Below are 24,067 nucleotides of genomic sequence, written 5' to 3'. Positions count from 1 at the left end.
GTTGATAGGCCAGATCTGGAAGCCCTGTAAGGGGTGGAGGTGACTGGTACTAATAGGCCGAGGGCTTGTCCTCAGTTGCTCGCGTCCACTGTGTTAGTTCTGAGACAACGAACCGTTGTCGGCTTCAGAGCAGAACCACACCATAATTAAAGAGTGTGCTTGTTCGCTCGAAACCATTAGGGTTTCGGTGGTCATAGCGTGAGGGAAACGCCCGGTTACATTCCGAACCCGGAAGCTAAGCCTTTCAGCGCCGATGGTACTGCAGGGGGGACCCTGTGGGAGAGTAGGACGCCGCCGAACAATATTTGGAGGACCCCTGGTCCCAGCGTTCAGCTGGGCCCAGGGGTCCTTTTGTTTTTACAATGCTTGAGGTACCGAAGACAGGAGTCACCGATGTCCACCAACTCTCCCGACGACCGACCGGAGCGCGACCAGCGGCGACGGGACAGTGGGGACCGCAACGACCGTGGTGATCGCGGCGACCGTGGCGGTTTCCGCCGCGACGACCGCCGTGACCAGGGCCGGGACCGGGGTGGCTTCCGTCGGGACGACCGGCGCGATGACCGCCGTGACAACGACCGCCGCGACGACCGCGGTGGCTTCGGCCGGCGTGACGACCGGGACCGTGGGCCTCGCCCCGCGTTCCAGCGCGATGACCGGCGTGACGACCGGGGCGGGCGCCCCGGTGGTGGCTTCCGCCGCGACAACGACCGGCGTGACAACGACCGCCGTGATGATCGCCGTGATGACCGTGGTGGCTTCCGCCGCGACGACCGTCCTTCCTTCAACCGGGACAACGACCGCGACCGTGGTGGCTACGGCCGCCGCGACGACCGCCCCGGTTTCCGCCGCGACGGCGACCGCCGTGACGACCGCCCCGCGTTCCGCCGTGATGACCGCCGCGACGGCGACCGTGGCGGTTTCCGCCGGGACAACGACCGCCCGTCCCAGGACCGTCCCTCTCACGACCGCCCGTCTTACGGCCGGCGTGACGACCGCGACCGTGGCTCGCGTCCCCAGTTCCAGCGCGACGACCGTCGCGATGACCGGCGCGACGGCGACCGGCGTGACGACCGTGGCGGCTTCCGTCGTGACAACGACCGCCCGTCCTTCCGCCGTGACGACAGGCGTGACGACCGCAGGGACGACCGCCGCGATGACCGTGGTGGCTTCCGTCGCGACGACCGCCCGTCCTTCAACCGGGACAACGACCGGGACCGTGGTCCTCGTCCCCAGTTCCAGCGCGATGACCGTCGAGACGACCGCCGTGACAACGACCGGCGCGACGACCGCGGTGGCTTCCGTCGCGACAACGACCGCCCCTCTCACGACCGTCCCTCCTACGACCGCCGTGACGACCGCGGCTCGCGCCCCGCGTACCAGCGCGATGACCGACGCGATGACCGTGGCGGCTTCCGCCGCGACAACGACCGCCCGTCCCACGATCGCCGCGACGACCGCCGCGACTCCGGCCGAGGCAACTACGGCGGCCCCCGTCGCGACGACCGAGGCGGGCGCCCCGGCGGCGGCTTCCGTGGCCGTGACGACCGCAGGGACGACCGCCGTGGAGGTGGCTACCGGGGTGGCCGAGACGACCGGGACCGGGATCACCGCGACCGTGACCGCGAGCCGATCAAGCGCCTGCCGATCCCCGAGGACGTCACGGGCGACGAGATCGACAAGGACGTACGGCAGGAGCTGCTGAGCCTGCCGAAGGGGCTCGCCGAGGACGTCGCCAAGAACCTGGTGATGGTGGCGCGGCTGATCGACGAGGAGCCGGAGAAGGCGTACGGCTACTCGAAGGTCGCTCTGCGGCTGGCGTCGCGGGTCGCCGCCGTGCGTGAGGCCGCCGGGTTCGCGGCGTATGCGAACCAGCAGTTCAGCGAGGCCCTCGCGGAGTTCCGCGCGGCCCGCCGGATGACCGGGAACACCGAGCTGTGGCCGCTGATGGCCGACTGTGAGCGCGGTCTCGGCCGGCCGGAGAAGGCGCTGGACATGGCCGGTGCCCCGGAGGTCAACAAGCTGGACAAGGCCGGCCAGGTCGAGATGCGGCTCGTCGCGGCGGGTGCCCGGCGTGACATGGGCCAGCTCGACGCGGCCATCGTGACGCTCCAGAGCCCCGAGCTGGCGTCCAACACGGTCCAGCCCTGGACCGCCCGCCTGCGGTACGCCTACGCGGACGCGCTCCTCGAAGCCGACCGCGTCGCCGAGGCACGCGAGTGGTTCGCCAAGGCCGTCGAGGCCGACCGCGACGGCAGCACCGACGCCTCCGACCGCCTCGCCGAGCTGGACGGTGTGGAGTTCGTGGACGCCCTCGACGAGGACTCCGAGACCCCCGAAGCGCCCGCGCAGGCCACCGTCACTTCGTCCGAGGAACCCTCCGAGGAAGCCGACGAGGCCGACGACGACCTCGAAGACGAGGACGACGAAGAGGCTGACGACGAGGACGACGCCGAGGACGAGGCGGAGACCGACGCCGAAGCCTCCGTCTCCGAGGACTCGACCCCGAAGACCGCCGCCCCGAAGGACTCCGAGGACTCCAAGGACTCCGACGACAACGCGTGACCCTCACACAATGGGCCCCCTCTCTCCAGAGGGGGCCCATTCGTCTGTCACGACCCCTCTCACACGTCCAACGCCCGCAACACCAGCCCCGTAGCCGGCTTAGGCCCGAACGACGTCGACTTCCTCGGCATCGTCACCCCCTGCCGGGCCAGCTCCCGCACGACCTCCTCCCGCACGGGATGCAGCAGCACGGCCGTCCCCCCGTCCCGCTCGGCCTTGAGGACGGTCGCCTCCGTGTCGTGGATGTACGCCACGCGCGCGGGATCGTCCTCCGGGATGTGCCAGACGGCGGCGAGGAGGGTGGCGTGCAGGACGGTCGCGTCGAGGGTGCGCCAGGCGGTCGGATGCTCGGCGGGGACGGTCCGCGCGAGGAGCGCCGCGTCCGGCCGGTCGACGAGGTGGAACGCGCCGTCCCCGGCGAGGAGGTACGCGTTCCCGGCGCACGCGGCGTCCGCGAGCGTCTCCAGGGCCTCCGGGAGGGCCGATTCCAGGCGCCGGACGTGGAAGCGGCCGTCCAGGGCGGCGACCGCCTCGGCGACCGGCAGGCCGGGCAGGTAGCGGTGGATGGCGCGCACGCGCAGCGGGTAGCGGGCGGTGTCGACGAGGAGGACCAGCCCGTGGTCCCAGGGGCCGGGGGAGGGGTGTTCCGCGCGGAGCATGCGGTACGTCGCCCAGCGGTGGTGCCCGTCGGCGATGAGGGCCTGGTGGCGGGCCAGGTCGGTCTGGACGCCGGTGACCTCGGCGGGGTCGGTGAGGCGCCAGAGGCGGTGCCGGTAGCCGTCGTCCGTGGTGGTCGCGAGCAGGGGCGGGCGGGCCGCCGTCCGCTCGACGAGGTCCGCCGTCGTACCGCCGTCGCCCCGGTAGGTGAGGAGGAGGGGTTCGAGGTTGGCGTGGGTGGCGCGCATGAGGGCCGCGCGGTCGGCGACGACGTGCGGCATGACGTCCTCGTGGGGCAGGACGATGCCCTCGGCGGGCTCCGAGACGCGCAGGGTGCCGATCAGGCCGCGTTGCAGCATGCCGTCCGGGTGGCGCTGTTCGTAGACGTACAGGGCCGGTTCGGGGTCCGGGGTGAGGATGCCCTCGGCGAGCCACTCGCGCAGGGTCGCGGCGGCCTGTTCGTTCCGCGCGGCGGGGGTGGTGGCCTGCGGAAGGATCAGCCGGACGATGTTGTGCGGGTCGGCGTCGTGGAGTTCGTGCAGGCCGTCCGGGCGGACGACGACGTCGTACGGCGGTGAGGTGACCGCGGCGAGTCCGCCGACCCGGTCGGGGTCGTAGCGCAGTCCTCGGAACGGGGTGAGTTCCAGCCCTCGGGGCGCCGTTGCCTGCGGGTGACCTGCTGTGTTCATCAGGGCATCGTACGGCTGTCAGTGGCATGGGGGATGATCGGTGGAAAGGCGAGCGAACGCTGATGAACGAGGAGCGATGCGGAATGGGGCAGGGCGTGCGGAGGGTTCCGGACGGCAGTGGGCGGGCCCTGAGCGAGGCGTACGACACCGCGCTGCTCGATCTCGACGGGGTGGTGTACGCGGGAGGGAACGCGATCGCGCACGCCGTGGAGTCGCTGCACACGGCCCGCGAGGGCGGCATGCGGCTCGCGTACGTCACGAACAATGCGCTGCGTACGCCGGACACGGTGGCGGATCACCTGACGGAGCTGGGGATAGCGACCGCTCCGGAGGATGTGATCACGTCCGCGCAGGCCGTCGCCCGGCTGATCAGCGAGCAGGTGCCCGCGGGCGCGCGCGTGCTGGTCATCGGCGGTGAGGGGCTGCGGGTCGCGCTGCGCGAGCGCGGGCTGGAGCCGGTCGAGTCGGCGGACGACGACCCGGTGGCCGTCGTCCAGGGGTACGGCGGCCCGGAGCTGCCGTGGGGCCGGTTCGCGGAGGCGTCGTACGCGATCGCGCGCGGGGTGCCGTGGTTCGCGTCGAACACGGACCTCACGATCCCCAGCGGGCGCGGCATCGCCCCGGGCAACGGCGCGGCGGTCCAGGTGGTCCGGATCGCGACCGGCGCCGAGCCGCAGGTGGCGGGGAAGCCGTTGCCCCCGATGCACCGGGAGACGATCCTGCGGACGGGCGCGGAGCGGCCGTTGGTCGTGGGGGACCGGCTGGACACGGACATCGAGGGCGCGTTCAACGGCGAGGTGGACTCGCTGCTGGTGCTGACCGGCGTGACGGACGGCGCGCAGCTCCTCGCCGCGCCCCCGCAGCACCGCCCGACCTACGTGGACCGCGATCTGCGCGGCCTGCTCACCGGCCAGCCGGAGGTCGTCGAGGACGGCGACGGCGGCTTCCGCTGCGGAGGCTGGACGGCGACGGCGGCCGAGGTGCTCGAACTGACCGGTGACGGCGACCCGTTGGACGGTCTGCGGGCGCTGTGCGCGGCGGCGTGGACGGCGGCGGGCGAGGGCTCCTGCGCGCTGGACGGGGGGAAGGCGCTGGCGAGGCTGGGGGTCTGAACCGCTGTCACCAGCACGGAGGCCATAGCAGGGTAGGCTAACCTAACCTCCGTGTTGGTCGACAGCGTTCCCGAACAGACGGTCTCCCCACCCCGGAGCAGGCGAGGGGCCCGGTCCCTCGGGCTCGTGGCCTCGGCGGTGCTCCTCGCGGCGGTAGCCGTCGCGAGCATCGCCATCGGGGCGAAAGAGCTGTCGCTGGAGCAGGTGTGGCACGGCCTGTTCGAGGACTCCGGGAGCTACGCGGACGTCGTCGTCGGCGACCGCCTCTCGCGGACCCTGCTCGGCGTCCTGGCCGGCGCCGCGCTCGGCCTCGCCGGGGCCGTCCTCCAGGCGCTCACCCGCAATCCGCTGGCCGACCCCGGCATCCTCGGCATCAACGCGGGCGCCTCCGCCGCCGTCGTCACCGCCATCACCTACTTCGGCGTCACGAGCCTGAACGGCTATGTGTGGTTCGCGTTCTTCGGCGCGGCGGCCGTCGGCGCGCTCGTCTGGTTCCTCGGCGGCAGCCGGGGCGCGACCCCGGTCCGCCTCGCGCTCGCCGGGACGGCGATCACGGCCGCGCTGTACGGCTACGTCCAGGCCGTGATGATCACGGACGACGCGGCGCTGGGCCGGATGCGGTTCTGGACGGTCGGATCACTGAACCAAGCCTCTGACGAGACGATTCTTCAGGTGCTGCCCTTCCTGGCCGTCGGCACCCTCCTCGCGTTCACGCTCGCCCGCCCCCTCAACGCCGTGGCCATGGGCGACGACACCGCGAAGGCGCTCGGCGCGAACCTGAGCCGCACCCGCGCGCTGTCGATGCTCGCGGCGACCGTGCTGTGCGGGGCGGCCACCGCGGCCTGCGGTCCGATCGCGTTCGTCGGGCTGATGGTCCCGCACGTCGTGCGCTCCTTCACCGGCCCCGACCTGCGCTGGATCATGCCGTACGCGGCGGTCCTGTCGCCCGTCCTGCTGCTCGGCTCCGACGTCCTCGGACGGGTCGTCGCCCGGCCCTCCGAGGTGCAGGTCGGCATCATCACCGCGATCGTCGGCGGGCCGGTGTTCATCTTTCTCGTACGGCGGCGGAGGACGGCCCAGCTGTGAAGACGAACCGGAAGAGCCGGGCCCTGCGCACCGGCGGGCTCTCGCTGCGCCTCGACCCGCGTGCCCTGGCCGTCACCGCCGCCCTGCTGCTGGCCGCGCTCACCGCGAGCGTCGTCCTGATCGGCACCGGCGACTTCCCGATCCCCGCCTCCGACGTCCTCAAGGTGCTGTTCGGGGACGGGAATCCGGGTCAGGAGTTCATCGTCAACGAGCTGCGGCTGCCGCGGGTCCTGGTCGGGCTGCTCGTCGGGGCGTCGCTCGGGCTCGGGGGGGCGCTGTTCCAGGCCGTGTCGCGCAACCCGCTGGGCAGCCCGGACGTCCTCGGGCTGAGCCAGGGGGCGACCGCCGGGGCGCTGGTCATGATCGTGCTGTTCTCCGGGTCCACCGCGCAGGTCACCCTCGGGGCGCTGGCCGGCGGGCTCGTCACCGGGCTGCTGATCTATCTGCTGGCCTGGAAGCGGGGGGTGCACGGCTACCGGCTCGTCCTCGTCGGGATCGGGGTCTCGGCCGTGGCGACCGCCGTCAACGGCTACCTCATCACCAAGGCCGACCTGGTGGACGCCGCGCGGGCCGTCGTCTGGATGACAGGGACGCTCGACGGGCGGGACTGGAAGCAGGTCTGGCCGCTGCTGGCGCTGGTCTGCGTGCTGGTGCCGGTCGTCCTCGCCAACGCGCGGGGGCTGCGGATGATGGAGATGGGGGACGACGTCTCGAACGCGCTCGGGGTGCCCGTCGAGCGCGTACGGATGCTGCTGCTGGTGTCCGCCGTGCTGCTCACCGCCGCCGCGACCGCCGCCGCCGGGCCCGTCAGCTTCGTCGCGCTCACCGCGCCGCAGCTCGCCCGCAGGCTGACCCGCTCGCCCGGCCCGAACCTCCTGCCCTCCCTCTGCATGGGCGCCGCCCTCCTGGTCACCGCGGACTGGGCCTCCCAGCGCCTCTTCGGCGACGGCCAGCTGCCCGTCGGCGTCGTCACCGGTGTCCTCGGCGGGGTGTACCTGCTGTGGCTGCTGGTCACCGAGCGGAAGGCGGGGCGGATATGAGCGGATCGTACGACCGCGAATCCCCTGACACCGGCCCGGCCCGAACCCCCGTCGTCACCCAGAAAGAGAACCCAAGGAGCACCGTGAACCGCCTCTCCGCCGAGAACGTCACCCTCGCCTACGACCAGCGGGTCATCGCCGAGCAGCTCTCGGTGGAGATACCCGACAACTCGTTCACGGTCATCGTCGGGCCGAACGCCTGCGGGAAGTCGACGCTTCTGCGGGCGCTCTCCCGGATGCTGAAGCCGCAGCAGGGGCGGGTGCTGCTCGACGGGCAGGCCATCCAGTCGATGCCGGCGAAGAAGGTCGCGCGCACGCTCGGGCTGCTGCCGCAGTCGTCGATCGCGCCGGACGGGATCACCGTGGGCGACTTGGTCGGCCGGGGGCGCTACCCCCACCAGGGCATCCTGCGCCAGTGGTCGACCGAGGACGAGAGGGTCGTCCAGGAGTCCATGGAACAGACCGGGGTCGCGGAACTCGCGGACCGGTACGTCGACGAGCTGTCCGGCGGGCAGCGCCAGCGCGTGTGGATCGCGATGGCGCTCGCGCAGCAGACCCCGCTCCTGCTGCTGGACGAGCCGACGACCTACCTCGACATCCAGCACCAGATCGACGTCCTCGACCTGTGCGCGCAGCTCCACGAGGAACAGGGGCGCACGCTCGTCGCCGTCCTGCACGACCTGAACCACGCCGCCCGCTACGCCACCCACCTGATCGCCCTCAAGGGCGGGCAGGTCATCGCCGAGGGCGCGCCGAACGACATCGTCACGGCGGGGCTCGTCGAGGAGGTGTTCGGGCTGCGCTGCCAGGTCATCGACGACCCGGAGACGGGGACGCCGCTGGTCGTGCCGGCCGCCCGCCAGACCCGTAGGAAGGCCGCTACAGCAGCTTCCTGAGGCTCAGCAGATCGCGGAAGCCCGCCTCCAGCTTCACCCGGCCGGACCCCCACGCCTTCGCGAAGTTCAGCTCACCGGCCACCAGGGCGACCAGGTCGTCCCCGGTCATCGTGAGGCGGATCTGCGCCTTCTCGGCGGGCGGGCCGGGGCGGACGTCGTCCACGACGATCGCGCCGCCCGTCATCCGGCCGGTGAACGTCACGTCCAGGTCGGTGATCCGGCACGTCACCGTGCGCTCCATCGCCGCCGCCGCGCGTACGTCGCCGTCGGCGCCCCGCATGTTCTGCGCGAGCTTCTCCAGTGCCGTCCGGCACTCCTCGATCGTGGCCATCGGGAGCGACGGTACACCGGGACGCCGGGGTAGCGTCGGGGCATGAACGACGGACCGTCCCCCGCACCCACCGGGAACCCCGAGGTCGACGCCCTCCTCGACCGGCTCGCCGACATCGGGCACCTCGCGACCGAGGGGCACGTGGAGGTGTACGAGGATGTACACCGAGGGCTGCGCGACGCGCTCACCGCGCTCGACGCCCGCCCGGGTCCATCGTCGTACGGGAATTAGGAGCTGAACCCACCGTGGCAGGAGTGGCACGTCGTCGTCTGGACGCGGAGTTGGTACGGCGCAAGCTCGCGCGGTCGCGGGAGCACGCCGGGCAGCTGATCGCGGCCGGGCGGGTCACCGTCGGCAAGACCGTGGCGACCAAACCGGCGACGCAGGTGGAGACCGCGGCGGCGATCGTCGTCCAGGCCGACGACGGCGACCCCGACTACGTCTCCCGGGGCGGGCACAAGCTCGCCGGGGCACTGGCGGCGTTCGTGCCGCTCGGACTCGCCGTCGAGGGGCGCCGGGCGCTCGACGCGGGGGCGTCCACCGGCGGGTTCACCGACGTGCTGCTGCGGGCGGGGGCCGCGCACGTCGTCGCCGTCGACGTCGGATACGGACAACTCGCCTGGTCTCTCCGCAGTGATGAACGCGTCACCGTCAAAGACCGTACGAACGTACGCGAGTTGACGCTTGATCTGATCGATGGGGAGCCTGTGGATCTTGTCGTGGGGGACTTGTCCTTCATCCCGCTCGGGCTCGTGCTGCCCGCGCTGGCGCGGTGCACGAAACCGGACGCCGACCTGGTGATGATGGTCAAGCCCCAGTTCGAGGTGGGGAAGGAACGGCTCGGCAGCGGGGGCGTCGTACGCAGTCCCGAACTGCGCGCCGAGGCCGTCCGGGGGGTGGCCGCGAAGGCGGCCGAGCTGGGGCTCGGGGTGAACGGTGTCACCGCCAGTCCGCTGCCCGGGCCCTCCGGGAACGTCGAATACTTCCTGTGGCTGCGTGCCGGGGCGCCCGCTCTGGACCCGGCCGATGTTGACCGTGCAGTGGCGGAGGGGCCGCGGTGACACAGAATTCTGGTCGTACTGTTTTCCTGCTCGCGCACACGGGGCGGCCCGCCGCCATCCGTAGCGCCGAGCTCGTCGTGAAGGGGCTGCTGCGGTCCGGGATCGGCGTGCGGGTCCTGGAGTACGAGGCCCGCGACCTGCCGTTGCCCGTGGAGGTCGAGCTGGTCTCCGAGGCGACTCCGCAGTGCCTTGAGGGGTGCGAGCTGCTGATCGTCCTCGGCGGGGACGGGACGCTGCTGCGCGGCGCCGAGTTCGCGCGGGCGTCCGGGGTGCCGATGCTCGGCGTCAACCTCGGGAGCGTGGGGTTCCTCGCGGAGGCCGAGCGGGACGATCTCGACAAGGTCGTCGACCGGGTGGTGACCCGGGCGTACGAGGTCGAGGAGCGGATGACCGTCGATGTGGTCGTCCACAGCAACGGGGACATCGTCCACACGGACTGGGCGCTGAACGAGGCGGCTGTGCAGAAGGCGGGCGCCGAGAAGCTGCTCGAAGTCGTCCTGGAGATCGACGGGCGGCCCGTCACCGGGTTCGGGTGTGACGGGATCTGTCTGTCGACGCCGACCGGGTCGACGGCGTACGCGTTCTCCGCGGGCGGGCCTGTCGTATGGCCCGAGGTGGAGGCGTTGCTGATGGTGCCGATCAGTGCGCACGCGCTGTTCGCGAAGCCGTTGGTGACGTCGCCGGATTCCGTGCTGGCCGTGGAGATCCTGCCGCACGTTCCTCCGGGGGTGCTGTGGTGTGACGGGCGGCGGACCGTCGAACTGCCGCCCGGGGCGCGGGTGGAGGTGCGGCGGGGGTCGGTGCCGGTGCGGTTGGCTCGGCTGCATCATGCTTCGTTCACTGATCGGTTGGTGGCGAAATTCGCGTTGCCGGTTTCTGGTTGGAGGGGGGCTCCGCACTAGCCCGCTGTGGGGGGTGGTGCTGGTTCGACGGCGGGTGCGGGGAGTGTGTGGCTGGTCGCGCAGTTCCTCGCGCCCCTAAAAGCTCTCCACTCACCCGCGAAACCTCCACCCGCCCGAGTGACAAGGGTGCCTCGCGCTTCTCCCCGCCCACCTCGTATGGTCTTCTGCGTGCTGGAAGAGATGCGGATACGGTCCCTCGGAGTCATCGACGACGCGGTCGTCGAGTTGTCGTCCGGGTTCACCGCCGTGACCGGTGAGACGGGTGCGGGCAAGACCATGGTGGTCACCAGCCTGGGGCTGCTGCTCGGTGGAAGGGCTGATCCGGCGTTGGTGCGGATCGGGGCCGAGCGGGCGGTCGTCGAGGGGCGGATCTCGCTGCCCTCGGGGGCCGCGGTCGCCCTGCGGGCGGAGGAGGCCGGTGCCGAGCTGGACGACGGGGCGCTGCTCATCAGCCGTACCGTTTCGGCGGAGGGGCGCTCACGGGCGCACGTCGGCGGACGGAGCGTGCCGGTCGGGGTGCTCGCGGAGCTGGCCGACGAGCTGGTCGCCGTCCACGGGCAGACCGATCAGCAGGGGCTGCTGAAGCTGACCCGGCAGCGGCAGGCGCTCGACCGGTACGCCGGGGACGCCGTCACCGGGCCGCTCGCCAAGTACGGGGAGGCGTACCGGCGGCTGCGGTCCGTCGCCGCCGAGCTCGACGAGATCACCACGCGCGCCCGTGAGCGGGCCCAGGAGGCCGACCTCCTGCGCTTCGGGCTCGACGAGATCGCGGCCGTCGAACCCCGCGCCGGCGAGGACGTCGAGCTGGCGGAGGAGGCGGAGCGGCTCGGGCACGCCGAGGCCCTGTCGTCCGCCGCGACCCTCGCGCACGCCGCTCTCGCGGGCAACCCCGAGGACCCCGAGGGCATCGACGCGGCGACCCTCGTCGCGGGCGCCCAGCGGGCCCTGGAGGCCGTCCGCTCGCACGACCCGGCCCTCGCCGCCCTCGCCGACCGGATCGGCGAGATCGGCATCCTCCTCGGCGACGTCGCGGGCGAACTCGCCGGGTACGCCGACGACCTGGACGCCGACCCCCGGCGCCTGGCGGCCGTCGAGGAACGCCGCGCCGCCCTCACCGCCCTGACCCGCAAGTACGGCACCGACGTGAACGCCGTCCTGGAGTGGGCGGAGACGAGCGCCGCCCGCCTCACCGAACTCGACTCCGACGACGAACGCATCGGTGAGCTGACCGCCGAACGCGACGCCCTGCGCACCGGACTCGCCGTCCTCGCCCAGGCGTTGACCGACGCCCGCACCGAGGCCGCCGACCGGTTCGCCGCCGCCGTCACCGCCGAGCTGGCCTCGCTCGCGATGCCCCACGCGCGCGTGTCCTTCGCGATCCGGCAGACCGAGGACCCCGAGGGCGTCGAGGTCGACGGCCGTACGGTCGCCTACGGGCCGTCCGGCGCGGACGAGGTCGAGCTGCTGCTCGCCCCCCACCCGGGCGCCCCGCCCCGGCCGATCGCCAAGGGCGCGTCCGGCGGTGAGCTGTCGCGCGTGATGCTCGCGGTGGAGGTCGTGTTCGCCGGCACGGACCCCGTCCCGACGTACCTCTTCGACGAGGTCGACGCGGGCGTCGGCGGGAAGGCGGCCGTCGAGATCGGCCGGCGGCTCGCCAAGCTCGCCAAGACCGCGCAGGTCGTCGTCGTCACCCACCTTCCGCAGGTCGCCGCGTTCGCCGACCGGCAGCTGCTCGTCGAGAAGACCAACGACGGGACCGTCACCCGCTCCGGGGTGAAGGTCCTGGAGGGCGAGGAGCGCATCCGGGAGCTGTCGCGGATGCTCGCCGGGCAGGAGGACTCGGAGACGGCGCGGGCGCACGCGGAGGAACTCCTCGCGACGGCGCGGGCGGACGCGTAGGACGACGGCTCGCGGGCGTGGGGCCGAGGCTTCGAGGGGCGCACTTCCTGACGGGGTGCGCCCCTCTCCTTGTCGGCCGAACGTCGGCCGAACGGGTGATGCGGGGGACGTCCGGGGGCCGTGTGACGGGCTGGTGTGCGAGGTTCTTCAGCCGTGGAGAGCTTGTTCGTACGTAACCGCACGGCGTCACTCATGTGGGTGACAAGAGGGTTCAGGTCAGGGGATTCCGCACAGTCGGGCGGTTCGGAACCGCCGTGCGGGCTGGCATCCTTGGCAGGGAGCGGGAAGGTGGGCGCGGGGGCCCCGTCCCCGTCGTCCCCGTGTGTTCCCTCCGTACGTCCCCCCGTGACCGTCCCATGCCGAACCAGGAGCCCCGGCCGCGTGAGCCACGTGAGCAGCCCTTCGTCCCAGGGCCAGGCGCCGCTGCGCACCGTACAGGTGCTCGGCGGCGGCAACGCCGGCAGCAGCGCACACGTGCGCTCGCTGACCGCCGGGCTCGTCGCACGGGGCGTGCGGGTCACGGTGTGCGCCCCCTCCGAGTCCGATCACACCTACGACTTCTCCGGCGCCGGCGCGGACCACATCCCCGTGCCGCGCAGCAGCGACCCCGGTTCCGTCGCCGCGCTGCGGGCCGCCTGCGCCGACGCCGACCTCGTCCACGCGCACGGCCTGCACGCCTCGTTCCGGGCCGTCCTCGCGCTCAGCGGGCGGCGCGTCCCGCTGGTCGTCACCTGGCACAACGGGGCCCGCGCCGAGGGGGCTCGCGCGCATCTGCTGCGCATGCTGGAGCGGCGGGTCGTGAAGGCGGCGACCGTCGTCCTCGGCACCACCTCCGGGCTCGTCGACCGGGCCCGGCGCACCGGGGCGCGGGACGCCCGGCTCGCCGCGGTGTCCCTGCCGGGGCGGCGGGAGCCGGACGGGCCGGACGGGCCGGGTTCGGCGGGCGGCAAGGTGCGGGCCGAACTCGGGGTCACCGAGCGGCCGTTGCTGCTGGCCGTCGGCTCCCTCGACCGGCACCGCGGCTACGACGTGCTGCTCGACGCGGCTCGGGCGTGGCGGTTCCTCGACCCCGTGCCGCTGGTCGTCGTCGCCGGAGAGGGGCCGCTGCGGGGGGAGTTGCAGGCGCGGATCGACCGCGAGGGGCTGCCCGTGCTGCTCGCCGGGCGCCGGGAGGACGTGCCCGGGCTGCTGGCGGCGGCCGATCTCGCGCTGCTGCCCGGCGCCGACGAGTCCCGTTCCGTCCTCGCGCAGGAGGCGCTGCGCGCGGGCGTCCCGCTGATCGCCCCGCTGACCGGCGGGGTGCGTGAACTGGTCGGGGACGCGGCGGAGTTGGTGGCCCCCGGGGACGCGGCGGCGCTGGCGGGTGCCGCGGTGCGGCTGCTGGACGATCCCGAACGGCGGGACGCGCTGCGGGAGTCGGGGTTGCGGCAGGCCGGGAGCTGGCCCACGGAGGACGAGACGGTGGCGCAGGTGCTGAGCGTCTACGACGAGTTGACGCAGCTTCGGCCCCTCGGCTGACCGCCCGTCCTCACTGCCGGTGCACGTGCCTGCGTGCCCTCAGGGCCAGGCTCAGGGCCAGCACCGTCTGAGGGTCCTCCAGGTCCGTGCTGAGCAACTCGCCGATTCTCGCGAGGCGGTTGTACAACGTCTGGCGGTTCAGGTGGAGTTCGCGGGCCGTCTCCGCCTTGCGGCCGGCGTGCGCGAGATAGGTCTCCAGGGTGGGCAGGAGCGGGGGCTTGGCGCGGGCGTCGTGGGCGCGCAGGGAGCCGATCGCGCGGTCCACGAAGGCCGCGAGGTCGGGGTGGTCGCGCAGCCGCCACAGCAGGAGGTCGATGTCGAGGTGGCGGGCGTCGTGCCAGGGGCGGGGCGGGAGGCCCTGGGCGGCCGTCGCCGCCTCCGCCGCGTGCCGCAGGCCCGCCGAGACCGCCGCCCAGGTGCCGGGCACGCCCACGACGACGACCGGGGGAGGGGAGCCGGGGCGGGGAGTGCCGGCGCGGTCCACGCCGGTGCGCAGCGCCGCCGCCGCGCGGTCCGCGAGCGCCGTCCGGTCCTGTTCCGCGCGCAGGGCGAGGAGGACCAGGACCCGGGCCTCCGCGGGGCGGACGCCGAGCAGCACCGGGACGCCCAGGGCGGCGAGCTCCTCCGCGATCGCCCTCGCGGGGAGCGTGCCGGGGTCGCCGAGGCGCATCACGATCGGCAGCAAGGGGCCCGTGCCGGGCCGGAAGCCGAGCACCCTGGCCTGCGCCGGGGCGTCCGCCGCGGCGATCCGCCCCTCCGCGAGGTCGCTCAGGAAATCCCCCCGCCCCCGCGCCGCCAGCTCCTCCTCCTGCCGCGCCTGCATCAGGACCACCGCGAGAATCCCCGCGGCACGCTCGGCCGCGATGCGGTGCACGGGGGCGAGGGGGGCGCGCACGGGGAGCAGTACGAGCCTGGCGCGCACCGAAGTGCCACCGACGCTCCCGATCACACCGGAGGCGGCGCCTGCGGGACCGCCCCCGCCCCCCGGTACCTCCACCACCACCGCCCCCGAAGGGGTCTCCTTCCCCGCGCCCCGCAGCCGTTCCCACACCTGGAGGGGTTCCGCGCCCTCCGGGCCCGCCCCGGCCGCGTACAGCAGCCGTCCCTCGACCGTCTCCAGGAACACCGGGTTGCCGCTGAAGTCCGCGAGGATGCCGAGGACCTGGGGGATTCCGCCGCCGCCGAGCAGGGCGTTCGTACAGAGCCGGTGCACTTCCTCCGCCCGCTGCAACAGGGCGTAGTGCCCGTTCACGATCTCCGTGTGGATCTCCTCGGTGACCGTCACGAACGCCACCTCGCGGTGGAGTTGGGCCAGCGGGAGGCCGGTCGCGCGGGCCGTGTCGATCAGGGCTGCGGGCAACCGGGTGAAACGGGGCCCGAGTTCGACCACGAGCGCGGCGATGCCCCGCTCGGCGAGAGTACGGACGAATGCACGCTGCTCGGCGGGCCGGGTCCCGAGACCGTACCCGGTCGTCAGAAGCAGCTCACCCCCCTTGAGCAGAGAAGCGATGTGCGGCACCTCCCCCGCATGCACCCACCGCACCTCCCGCCCCAGCCCCTCCGCCCCCGCCAGCACCTCCGGCAGCCCACTCCGCAGCCCCGGCAACTCCAGGGCACGCCGCACGGTGACGCCGGTGTGATCGACAGGGATGTCCATACGGGGACGCTACCCGGGCCCGGCCCACTCCGACACGGCCGACCGCCCCCGCACCCCCGCCACACCTACCAGGCGACCAGCTCCCCCAGCGCCGGCCCCAACCGCTCCGCGAGCCCCGCGTCCCACTCCGCGACCTCGGCCGCCGGCAAGCCCGCCGCCGCCCCCAGCGCCCCGCGCAGCTCCTCCCCGTCCAGGGACCGCACGAGCGTCGGCTCCAGGGGAAGGTCCGCCAGATACGCCCCCTTGCCATGGGCCGACGGCAGCCCCAGGCGCAGACGGGCGAGGGTGATCAGATGCGCCGGTTCGGGTGAACCGAACGGCTCCTGCACCGTCGTATCCCCGAAGAGCGTCCGCCACTGCGGGCCGTGTGGCCCGCACTCGGCCTCCCTTCAGCCGGGGAGGGTGTGCGGTCGCAGCGAACCGTCAGGACCAGAGCGAGGCTCAGGAGCCGTTCCTCGATCTGGTCCTTCCGCACGGTGTCAGCCGCCGTACGCGCCCGATGCCGTCAGGCGGAGGGCTGTGTCGATCAGGGGGACGTGGCTGAACGCCTGGGGGAAGTTGCCTACCTGGCGCTTCAGGCGGGGGTCCCATTCCTCGGCCAGGAGGCCCAGGTCGTTGCGGAGGGCGAGGAGTTTCTCGAAGAGTTTGCGGGCCTCGTCGACGCGGCCGATCATCGCGAGGTCGTCGGCCATCCAGAACGAGCACGCGAGGAAGGCGCCCTCGTCGCCGGGGAGGCCGTCGACGCCCTCGTCGCCGCCGGAGGTGGGGTAGCGGAGGATGAAGCCGTCCGGGGTGGAGAGCTCGCGCTGGATGGCCTCGATGGTGCCGATGACGCGCTTGTCGTCGGGCGGCAGGAAGCCCATCTGGGGGATGAGGAGCAGGGACGCGTCCAGCTCCTTCGAGCCGTACGACTGCGTGAAGGTGTTGCGCTCCTTGTCGTACCCCTTCTCGCAGACGTCCCGGTGGATGTCGTCGCGCAGATCGCGCCAGCGCTCCAGCGGGCCGTCCGCGTCGCCCGACTCGATCAGCTTGATCGTGCGGTCGACGGCGACCCAGGCCATGACCTTGGAGTGGACGAAGTGCCGGCGCGGACCGCGGACCTCCCAGATGCCCTCGTCCGGCACGTTCCAGTGGTCCTCCAGGTAGCGGATCAGCTTGAGCTGGAGCAGCGAGGCGTAGTCGTTGCGGGCGAGTCCGGTCATGTGCCCGAGGTGGAGGGCCTCGGTGACCTCGCCGTACACGTCGAGCTGGAGCTGGTGCGCGGCGCCGTTGCCGACCCGGACCGGGCCGGAGTTCTCGTACCCGGGCAGCCAGTCCAGCTCCGCCTCGCCGAGCTCCCGCTCGCCCGCGATGCCGTACATGATCTGGAGGTTCTCGGGGTCGCCCGCGACGGCCCGCAGGAGCCACTCGCGCCAGGCGCGCGCCTCCTCGCGGTAGCCGGTGCGCAGCAGCGAGGAGAGCGTGATCGCGGCGTCGCGCAGCCAGGTGTAGCGGTAGTCCCAGTTGCGGACGCCCCCGATGTCCTCCGGCAGGGAGGTGGTCGGCGCGGCGACGATCCCGCCGGTCGGCGCGTACGTCAGCGCCTTCAGCGTGATCAGCGAGCGGATCACGGCCTCGCGGTAGGGCCCGTGGTACGTGCACTGCGCGACCCACTCGCGCCAGAACTCCTCGGTCGCCTCCAGCGAGGTCTCCGGCTCGGGCAGCGGCGGGGGCTGCTTGTGCGAGGGCTCCCAGGAGATCGTGAACGCGATCCGGTCACCCGGCGCGACCGTGAAGTCCGAGTACGTCGTGAGCTGCTTGCCGTACGTCTGCGCGGTCGTGTCGAACCAGACCGAGTCCGGGCCCGCGACGGCGACCGTACGGCCCTCGTGGCGGTGGACCCAGGGGACGATCCGGCCGTAGCTGAACCGCATCCGCAGGGCCGAGCGCATCGGCACCCGGCCGGAGACGCCCTCGACGATGCGGATCAGCTGGGGCGCGCCGTCGCGAGGCGGCATGAAGTCGGTCACCCGGACGGTGCCGCGCGGGGTCTCCCACTCGGACTCCAGGATCAGCGAGTCGCCCCGGTAGGTGCGCCGGGTGGCTGGCGGTGGCGGGGCGTCGGCGGGATGCGCGGGGCCCAGGCGCCAGAAGCCGTGGTCCTCCGTGCCGAGCAGGCCCGCGAAGATGGCGTGCGAGTCGAAGCGGGGCAGGCACAGCCAGTCGACTGTGCCGTCCCGGCAGACCAGTGCCGCGGTCTGCATGTCTCCGATGAGTGCGTAGTCTTCGATGCGCCCGGCCACGTGCAACTCCAGTCGAACGGCCACGTCACCCCTCAGGGGAGAGGGGCTTATTGCGGTCAAGGGGTCGGTGTCATTTGCATGTCGTTGAGGGATGAAGCAAAGCAGTCGCCCTGCCCTGTGGCAAAACGCCATTTTTCGCTCAACGAGCTGACGAGCGTTCGTTGTTCCGGTGCGCAGGCGGGGGTGTCCCGTGAAGCAGCGGGCGGGCTCGGCAGCGAGTGTCTGAGCAGGATACGGCTCACGTAGATGATCTGCGTCCAGCTCCCGCGAACGCGGCTGCGCCGAACGGGTGAGCCAGGGTGAAAGCGTCGTCAAGGAACACGAAATCCTCGTCAAAGACTTGTGCCGGACCGTGCGCGGAGCGTGGCCGGAAGCCATCTCCCCGGGGCGCTGATACGCTGGTAGCCCGTGGACCGGAGGGCACGAAACCCCCGAACCGCAGCGACCCCCAGACCGCGACCACGGGAGCCCCCTCTTGGCCATGACGCCGAAATCTACGACGACCAAGCACATCTTCGTCACCGGGGGTGTCGCCTCCTCGCTCGGCAAGGGCCTGACCGCCTCCAGCCTCGGCATGCTGCTGAAGGCCCGTGGCCTGCGCGTCGTGATGCAGAAGCTCGACCCCTACCTGAACGTCGACCCGGGCACGATGAACCCCTTCCAGCACGGTGAGGTGTTCGTCACGAACGACGGCGCCGAGACCGACCTGGACATCGGCCACTACGAACGTTTCCTCGACCGCGACCTCGACGGCAGCGCCAACGTCACGACCGGCCAGGTGTACAACACCGTGATCGCCAAGGAGCGGCGCGGCGAGTACCTCGGCGACACCGTCCAGGTCATCCCGCACATCACCAACGAGATCAAGCACCGCATCCGCCGCATGGCGACCGACGAGGTCGACGTCGTCATCACGGAGGTCGGCGGCACGGTCGGCGACATCGAGTCGCTCCCGTTCCTGGAGACCGTCCGCCAGGTGCGGCACGAGGTCGGCCGGGACAACGTGTTCGTGGTCCACATCTCGCTCCTTCCGTACATCGGCCCGTCCGGTGAGCTGAAGACCAAGCCCACCCAGCACTCGGTGGCCGCCCTGCGCAACATCGGCATCCAGCCGGACGCGATCGTGCTGCGCTGCGACCGCGAGGTGCCGACCGCGATCAAGCGCAAGATCTCCCTCATGTGCGACGTCGACGAGTCCGCCGTCGTCGCCTGCCCCGACGCGCGTTCGATCTACGACATCCCGAAGACCGTCCACGGCGAGGGCCTCGACGCGTACGTCGTCCGCAAGCTCGACCTGCCGTTCCGCGACGTGGACTGGACGACGTGGGACGACCTGCTGGACCGCGTCCACAACCCCGACCACGAGATCACGCTCGCCCTGGTCGGCAAGTACATCGACCTCCCCGACGCCTACCTCTCGGTCACCGAGGCGCTGCGCGCGGGCGGGTTCGCCAACAAGGCCCGCGTGAAGATCAAGTGGGTCACCTCCGACGACTGCAAGACCCCGGCCGGCGCCGCGGCCCAGCTCGCGGACGTGGACGGCATCTGCATCCCCGGCGGCTTCGGCGACCGGGGCGTGCTCGGCAAGGTCGGCGCGATCAAGTACGCCCGCGAGAACCGCGTACCGCTCCTCGGACTGTGCCTGGGTCTCCAGTGCATCGTCATCGAGGCGGCCCGCAACCTCGCGGACATCCCGGACGCCAACTCCACCGAGTTCGACGCGGCGACGGCCCACCCGGTCATCTCGACGATGGCCGAGCAGCTCGACATCGTGGCCGGCGAGGGCGACATGGGCGGCACGATGCGGCTCGGCATGTACCCGGCGAAGCTCGCCGAGGGCTCCATCGTCCGTGAGGTCTACGACGGCAAGGAGTACGTCGAGGAGCGGCACCGCCACCGCTACGAGGTCAATAACTCCTACCGCGCGGAGCTGGAGAAGAAGGCGGGCATCCTGTTCTCCGGCACGTCCCCGGACGGCAAGCTCGTCGAGTACGTCGAGTACCCGCGCGACGTCCACCCCTACCTGGTCGCCACGCAGGCCCACCCGGAGCTGCGCTCGCGGCCGACCCGCCCGCACCCGTTGTTCGCGGGGCTGGTGAAGGCCGCGGTGGCCTCCAAGAGTTCGAAGTAACACGGCCGGTTGTACGGTGGCCGGGGCGTCTCCCGCTCAACGGGGGCGCCCCGGTTTTCGTTTGCGCACGTCGGAGAGGGCAAGAGCAATGGCGATCAAGGACACCCCGCAGGAATGGGAGATCCGGGCGACGGACACCCCCTTCGTCGGCAAGAAGACCTCCGTGCGCACCGACGACGTCGTCATGCCCGACGGCTCCGTCGTCCGCCGCGACTACCAGGTCCACCCCGGCTCCGTCGCCGTCCTCGCCCTGGACGACGAGGACCGCGTCCTGCTGATCAAGCAGTACCGGCACCCGGTGCGCGAGAAGCTCTGGGAGATCCCGGCCGGCCTGCTGGACGTCCCCGGTGAGAACCCGCTGCACGCGGCCCAGCGCGAGCTGTACGAGGAAGCGCACGTCAAGGCCGAGAACTGGCACGTCCTCACCGACGTCTACACCACCCCCGGCGGCTGCGACGAGGCCGTCCGGGTCTTCCTCGCGCAGGGCCTCTCCGAGGCCGAGGGCCGGCGCTTCGAGGTGGAGGACGAGGAGGCGGACATGGAGTACGCGCGCGTGCCGGTCGCCGAGCTGGTCCGGGGGGTCCTCGCGGGCGAGCTGCACAACAACTGCCTCGTGGTGGGCGTGCTGTCGCTGGTCGCGGCGCGGGCCGGGGACGGTCTCGGGGCGCTGCGCCCGGCGGAGGCGGCCTGGCCCGCGCGGCCGTTCGAGGCGTGACGGTTTCACGGTCGCACAGCCCGGGCGGCACCCGAGCGGTGTGACCATCGGCTGATCCGATCAGGGGACCTGAGGCGCCGTCACCGCCGTGCTCCGCGAGGAAGGTTGCAGAGCGTGAACTAGGCTCCCGTTGAGTGAGCCGAGAGTGCGTGCCGGTGTTGCGCGTGTGTGAGACGGGAGCGTGGCCCGTGGCGGATCAGGCAGTGGAGACGGACGGCGTGCTGCTGTCGGGCCACGCTGCGACGGAGGGCCAATTCCTGGGCCGTACCAGGGAGTTGAAGGAGCTGCGGGCCGACATCGAGCGCGTGGGCCTGGACACCCTGGTCGGCAAGAAGGCCCCCCGCGCGCGGGTGCTGCTCATCGCCGGGCGGCCGGGGTCGGGCCGGACCGCGCTCGCCGAGGAACTCGTCCGGCAGGTCGCCGGCCGCTACCGGGACGGCGTGCTGCGGGTCCGGCTCGCCGAGTCGGACGGCACGCCCGTCCCCGTCGAGCGGGCCGCCCGGGACCTGCTCGCCGAACTGGAGGTCGAGGCGCCCGCGGGAGCCGACCAGGACGACCTGTCCGCGCTGCTGAGGGACGCGCTCGCCGAGCGCCGTACGCTGCTGCTGCTCGATGACGCGCCGGGGGCCGAGCAGGTCGACGCGCTGTTGCCGGACAACCCGGAGTGCCTGGTGGTGGCGGTGTCCGGGGGGCCGTTGACCGGGATTCCGGATGTGCGGCCGTGCACGCTGGGCGGGCTGGACACCAAGTCGGCGCTGGACCTGCTGACGCGGTACACCGGGTCGGTGCGGGTGACGGTCGACCCGCGTTCGGCGGAGGGGCTCGTCGAGGTCTGCCAGGGGCAGCCCGCCGCGCTGATCCTCGCCGGGGGCTGGCTGGCCGCCCGGCCCGGCGCGGCCGTCGCCGACCTCGCCAAGCAGCTGAACGCCGAGGGGGACGAGGGGACGCCGCTGAGCCGGGTCTTCCGGCTGGTGCACGCGGGGCTGCCGGCCCCGGCCGCGCGGATACTGCGACTGCTCAGCCTCGCCCCCGCCGGACTCGTCGACCCGCACACCGCCTCCGCGCTGGCCGGCTGCTCGATCGGCGCCGCCCGCACCACCCTCGACGACCTGGCGGCCCACGGCCTGCTGCACACGGTCGCCTCCCCGCTCCCGCAGTACGAGGTCCCCGGCTGTCTGCACCCCCTGCTGAAGGCCGCCGCCGAGGCCCACGACCGCCCGGCCGAACTCCACCTGGCCCGCGCCCGCATGCTGGAGCGCACGGTCCGCCTCCTCCAGTCCTGCCGGGCGATCACCGAACCCGAGAACCCGCAGGCCCGCGCCCGCCTCCAGGGGCTGCCCCGGGCCCTGCGCTTCCCGAGCAGGCGGGCCGCCGGCGACTGGCTGAGACTGCGCCGCCCGGCCCTCCTCGCCTCCGCCCGCCTCGCCGTCGCGGACGGCGAACTGGACACCCTGGCCCGCCGGCTGATGTCCCAGTTCGTCCGCGCGATGGTCGCCCACTTCGGCACCCAGGCCGCCGCCCCGGACCTCTACGGCGTCCACCACCTCGTCCTCGACGTCGCCGAACGCCGCGACCTGCCCCGCGAACGCGCCGCCGCCCTCCTCAACCTCGCCGACGTCGACACCCGCACCGGCCGCACCGAGGAGGCCCTGGTCCGCTACCGGGCCGCGCTGGACGCCGGCCGGGAGGCGAACGACCCGTACGCGACCGGGCGGGCGATGGAGTCGATCGGCGGCGCGCACCTCGAACTCGGGGACTACGAACGGGCCGCCGACTGGTACGGCCGCGCCCTCGCCCAGCGGCTCGCGCGCGACGAACGCGCCGACGCCGCCCGGCTGTACGGCCGGATCGCCACCGCCCAGACGTACGCGGGCCGCTACGGCGAGGCCCAGCGGGCGTGGCGGGCGTCGGCGGCGGGGCACCGCAAGAACGGCGACGTGGGGGCGCACGCGCGGGCGCTGAGCGAGCTGGCGCGGGTCCAGGAGTACGCCGGACGCCCGGAGGAGTCGCTCCGGACCTGCCAGGAGGCGGTGGAGTGGGCGCGCCGGGCGGAGGACGAGCGCCTCCAGGCCGCCCTCCAGCTGCGGCTCGCCGACACACTGGAGCACCTCGGGGACCCGGCGGCGGCCCGGGTGCACCGGGCGGCGGCCGACCGGATGCTGGCCGACCGGATGCCGGTCCAGAAGCCGTCCGGCCGTGATTCCGAGGTGGAACACGGAGCTAACGCCTACGAAATCCGTAGCGCTTCGGCTGAAGATTGATGCTTTGAAAGGCTAGACACCGGGAACACCTTCATTAGACTGGCTCTGTCGCGCCGCCGTGCGATATATCCCGGTATACGCATACGTATACGTCCATTGAGCCGAGGACCGTGATCGACGTGAAGGTCGGCATCCCCCGCGAGGTCAAGAACAACGAGTTCCGGGTGGCCATCACCCCGGCAGGCGTCCACGAACTGGTCCGCCACGGCCACGAGGTCGTCGTCGAGCGCGGCGCCGGGCTGGGGTCCTCGATCCCGGACGAGGAGTACGTCTCGGCGGGCGCCGCGATCCTGGAGACCGCCGACGAGGTGTGGGCCGCCGCCGACCTGCTCCTCAAGGTCAAGGAGCCGGTCGCCGAGGAGTACCACCGGCTGCGCAAGGACCAGACCCTCTTCACCTACCTGCACCTGGCCGCGTCCAAGGAATGCACGGACGCGCTCGTCGCCTCCGGCACCACCGCGATCGCCTACGAGACGGTCGAACTCCCGGGGCGCGCGCTGCCGTTGCTCGCACCCATGTCCGAGGTCGCGGGGCGGCTCGCGCCGCAGGTCGGCGCCTATCACCTGATGCGCTCGGCCGGCGGGCGCGGGGTCCTGCCCGGCGGGGTGCCCGGCACCCAGCCCGCCAAGGCCGTCGTCATCGGCGGCGGGGTCTCCGGCTGGAACGCCACGCAGATCGCCGTCGGCATGGGCTTCCACGTCACGCTGCTCGACAAGGACATCAACAAACTCCGCGAGGCCGACAAGGTGTTCGGCACCAAGGTGCGGGCGATCATGTCCAACTCCTTCGAGCTGGAGAAGGCCGTCCTGGACGCCGACCTCGTCATCGGCGCCGTCCTCATCCCGGGCGCGAAGGCGCCGAAGCTGATCACCAACGAGCTGGTCTCCCGGATGAAGCCGGGAAGTGTCCTTGTCGACATCGCCATCGACCAGGGCGGTTGCTTCGAGGACTCGCGACCGACGACCCACGCCGAACCGACGTTCACCGTCCACGAGTCGGTCTTCTACTGCGTCGCCAACATGCCCGGCGCGGTCCCCAACACCTCGACCTACGCGCTCACCAACGCGACCCTGCCGTACATCGTCGAACTCGCCGACCACGGCTGGGCGCAGGCGCTGCGCCGCGACCCCGCGCTCGCCAAGGGGCTCAACACCCATGACGGCAAGGTCGTTTACCGCGAGGTCGCCGAGGCGCACGGCCTGGAGCACGTCGAACTGACGTCGCTGCTGGGCTGAGCGGGGCACGCGGCACGTGACAGCGGCACG

The 24,067-nt window shown here is 72.4% G+C and carries 19 protein-coding genes, 1 rRNA gene and 1 pseudogene; 16 read left to right on the top strand and 5 right to left on the bottom strand.

The features are described from left to right. Window positions 1–183: 183 nt before the first annotated feature. The 3 genes and pseudogenes from rrf (at window position 184) to ABZX85_RS49645 (ending at window position 2,565) form a co-directional block, all read left to right on the top strand. Window positions 184–300, top strand: a 5S ribosomal RNA gene (gene rrf / locus ABZX85_RS49655). A gap of 156 nt (window positions 301–456) precedes the next feature. After that, a pseudogene (locus ABZX85_RS49650) lies at window positions 457–1,617 on the top strand (hypothetical protein); the annotation flags it as partial. A gap of 24 nt (window positions 1,618–1,641) precedes the next feature. Continuing rightward, on the top strand, window positions 1,642–2,565 hold the full coding sequence (locus tag ABZX85_RS49645) for a hypothetical protein (RefSeq protein ID WP_355885030.1): 924 nt from the start codon (window positions 1,642–1,644) through the stop codon (window positions 2,563–2,565). Between the two features lie 59 nt (window positions 2,566–2,624). On the opposite strand, the gene ABZX85_RS49640 is transcribed toward ABZX85_RS49645, so the two are convergent. After that, entirely contained in the window at window positions 2,625–3,911 is a 1,287-nt protein-coding gene (locus tag ABZX85_RS49640) for a DUF1015 domain-containing protein (RefSeq protein WP_355885026.1), read from the bottom strand. Between the two features lie 83 nt (window positions 3,912–3,994). On the opposite strand from ABZX85_RS49640, the gene ABZX85_RS49635 reads away from it, so the two are divergent. The 4 genes from ABZX85_RS49635 to ABZX85_RS49620 all read left to right on the top strand — a co-directional run bounded on the left by ABZX85_RS49635 (window position 3,995) and on the right by ABZX85_RS49620 (window position 8,045). After that, on the top strand, window positions 3,995–5,023 hold the full coding sequence (locus ABZX85_RS49635) for an HAD hydrolase-like protein (protein ID WP_355885025.1): 1,029 nt from the start codon (window positions 3,995–3,997) through the stop codon (window positions 5,021–5,023). A 51-nt stretch (window positions 5,024–5,074) separates the two neighbouring features. Continuing rightward, on the top strand, window positions 5,075–6,109 hold the full coding sequence (locus ABZX85_RS49630) for an iron chelate uptake ABC transporter family permease subunit (protein ID WP_355885024.1): 1,035 nt from the start codon (window positions 5,075–5,077) through the stop codon (window positions 6,107–6,109). Then, complete coding sequence (locus ABZX85_RS49625; protein ID WP_355885023.1) at window positions 6,106–7,149, top strand: iron chelate uptake ABC transporter family permease subunit; 1,044 nt, start codon at window positions 6,106–6,108, stop codon at window positions 7,147–7,149. Before ABZX85_RS49630 ends, ABZX85_RS49625 begins: the two co-directional genes overlap by 4 nt. A gap of 83 nt (window positions 7,150–7,232) precedes the next feature. After that, the gene (locus ABZX85_RS49620) at window positions 7,233–8,045 is read left to right on the top strand and encodes an ABC transporter ATP-binding protein (protein WP_355885022.1); all 813 of its coding nucleotides are present in this window, start codon (window positions 7,233–7,235) and stop codon (window positions 8,043–8,045) included. Here ABZX85_RS49620 and ABZX85_RS49615 read toward each other — a convergent pair. Next, complete coding sequence (locus ABZX85_RS49615) at window positions 8,029–8,376, bottom strand: alkyl sulfatase C-terminal domain-containing protein (protein ID WP_355885021.1); 348 nt, start codon at window positions 8,374–8,376, stop codon at window positions 8,029–8,031. The genes ABZX85_RS49620 and ABZX85_RS49615 overlap by 17 nt on opposite strands. Window positions 8,377–8,418: 42 nt before the next feature. Between ABZX85_RS49615 and ABZX85_RS49610 the strand changes: the two genes are divergently transcribed. The 5 genes from ABZX85_RS49610 to ABZX85_RS49590 all read left to right on the top strand — a co-directional run bounded on the left by ABZX85_RS49610 (window position 8,419) and on the right by ABZX85_RS49590 (window position 13,756). Then, the gene (locus ABZX85_RS49610; RefSeq protein WP_355885031.1) at window positions 8,419–8,607 is read left to right on the top strand and encodes a hypothetical protein; all 189 of its coding nucleotides are present in this window, start codon (window positions 8,419–8,421) and stop codon (window positions 8,605–8,607) included. Window positions 8,608–8,621: 14 nt separating this feature from the next. Further along, on the top strand, window positions 8,622–9,437 hold the full coding sequence (locus ABZX85_RS49605; protein ID WP_355885020.1) for a TlyA family RNA methyltransferase: 816 nt from the start codon (window positions 8,622–8,624) through the stop codon (window positions 9,435–9,437). Further along, complete coding sequence (locus tag ABZX85_RS49600; RefSeq protein WP_355885019.1) at window positions 9,434–10,339, top strand: NAD kinase; 906 nt, start codon at window positions 9,434–9,436, stop codon at window positions 10,337–10,339. Before ABZX85_RS49605 ends, ABZX85_RS49600 begins: the two co-directional genes overlap by 4 nt. Window positions 10,340–10,495: 156 nt before the next feature. Then, window positions 10,496–12,238, top strand: a complete 1,743-nt coding sequence (gene recN, locus ABZX85_RS49595) for a DNA repair protein RecN (protein ID WP_355885018.1) — start codon at window positions 10,496–10,498, stop codon at window positions 12,236–12,238. Window positions 12,239–12,619: 381 nt separating this feature from the next. Further along, window positions 12,620–13,756: a glycosyltransferase family 4 protein gene (locus tag ABZX85_RS49590; RefSeq protein WP_355885017.1), complete on the top strand. Its 1,137-nt coding sequence runs from the start codon at window positions 12,620–12,622 to the stop codon at window positions 13,754–13,756. A 10-nt stretch (window positions 13,757–13,766) separates the two neighbouring features. Here the strand turns inward: ABZX85_RS49590 and ABZX85_RS49585 are convergent, their stop codons facing one another. The 3 genes from ABZX85_RS49585 to ABZX85_RS49575 all read right to left on the bottom strand — a co-directional run bounded on the left by ABZX85_RS49585 (window position 13,767) and on the right by ABZX85_RS49575 (window position 17,719). Then, window positions 13,767–15,413, bottom strand: a complete 1,647-nt coding sequence (locus tag ABZX85_RS49585; RefSeq protein ID WP_355885016.1) for a PucR family transcriptional regulator — start codon at window positions 15,411–15,413, stop codon at window positions 13,767–13,769. 65 nt (window positions 15,414–15,478) lie between these two features. Next, the gene (locus tag ABZX85_RS49580) at window positions 15,479–15,742 is read right to left on the bottom strand and encodes a hypothetical protein (protein WP_355885015.1); all 264 of its coding nucleotides are present in this window, start codon (window positions 15,740–15,742) and stop codon (window positions 15,479–15,481) included. 150 nt (window positions 15,743–15,892) lie between these two features. Continuing rightward, entirely contained in the window at window positions 15,893–17,719 is a 1,827-nt protein-coding gene (locus ABZX85_RS49575; RefSeq protein ID WP_355885014.1) for a glycoside hydrolase family 15 protein, read from the bottom strand. 457 nt (window positions 17,720–18,176) lie between these two features. On the opposite strand from ABZX85_RS49575, the gene ABZX85_RS49570 reads away from it, so the two are divergent. From ABZX85_RS49570 to ald, 4 genes are all read left to right on the top strand, one after another. Next, window positions 18,177–19,826 (top strand): CTP synthase, encoded by a 1,650-nt coding sequence (locus ABZX85_RS49570; RefSeq protein ID WP_355885013.1) that lies wholly within the window; start codon window positions 18,177–18,179, stop codon window positions 19,824–19,826. An 88-nt stretch (window positions 19,827–19,914) separates the two neighbouring features. Further along, window positions 19,915–20,541 carry an NUDIX hydrolase gene (locus ABZX85_RS49565; protein WP_355885012.1) on the top strand — a complete coding sequence of 209 codons (627 nt, stop codon included), beginning with the start codon at window positions 19,915–19,917 and terminating at the stop codon, window positions 20,539–20,541. A gap of 188 nt (window positions 20,542–20,729) precedes the next feature. After that, complete coding sequence (locus tag ABZX85_RS49560; protein WP_355885011.1) at window positions 20,730–22,802, top strand: tetratricopeptide repeat protein; 2,073 nt, start codon at window positions 20,730–20,732, stop codon at window positions 22,800–22,802. A 110-nt stretch (window positions 22,803–22,912) separates the two neighbouring features. After that, complete coding sequence (gene ald, locus ABZX85_RS49555) at window positions 22,913–24,037, top strand: alanine dehydrogenase (RefSeq protein WP_355885010.1); 1,125 nt, start codon at window positions 22,913–22,915, stop codon at window positions 24,035–24,037. Window positions 24,038–24,067: the final 30 nt, after the last annotated feature.

This window comes from Streptomyces sp. NPDC004539 (assembly GCF_040610055.1).
Taxonomy (GTDB): Bacteria; Actinomycetota; Actinomycetes; order Streptomycetales; family Streptomycetaceae; genus Streptomyces.
The sequence above is the reverse complement of the archived record's forward strand: the minus strand, read 5'-3'. Positions and strand labels throughout refer to the sequence as shown.

Coding starts and splice junctions, on each gene's coding strand:
- ABZX85_RS49640 (WP_355885026.1), bottom strand. CDS start 3,911: ATGAACACAGCAGGTCACCCGCAGGCAACGGCGCCCCGAGGGCTGGAA.
- ABZX85_RS49585 (WP_355885016.1), bottom strand. CDS start 15,413: ATGGACATCCCTGTCGATCACACCGGCGTCACCGTGCGGCGTGCCCTG.
- ABZX85_RS49565 (WP_355885012.1), top strand. CDS start 19,915: ATGGCGATCAAGGACACCCCGCAGGAATGGGAGATCCGGGCGACGGAC.
- ABZX85_RS49570 (WP_355885013.1), top strand. CDS start 18,177: ATGACGCCGAAATCTACGACGACCAAGCACATCTTCGTCACCGGGGGT.
- ABZX85_RS49615 (WP_355885021.1), bottom strand. CDS start 8,376: ATGGCCACGATCGAGGAGTGCCGGACGGCACTGGAGAAGCTCGCGCAG.
- ABZX85_RS49635 (WP_355885025.1), top strand. CDS start 3,995: ATGGGGCAGGGCGTGCGGAGGGTTCCGGACGGCAGTGGGCGGGCCCTG.
- ABZX85_RS49610 (WP_355885031.1), top strand. CDS start 8,419: ATGAACGACGGACCGTCCCCCGCACCCACCGGGAACCCCGAGGTCGAC.
- recN (WP_355885018.1), top strand. CDS start 10,496: ATGGTCTTCTGCGTGCTGGAAGAGATGCGGATACGGTCCCTCGGAGTC.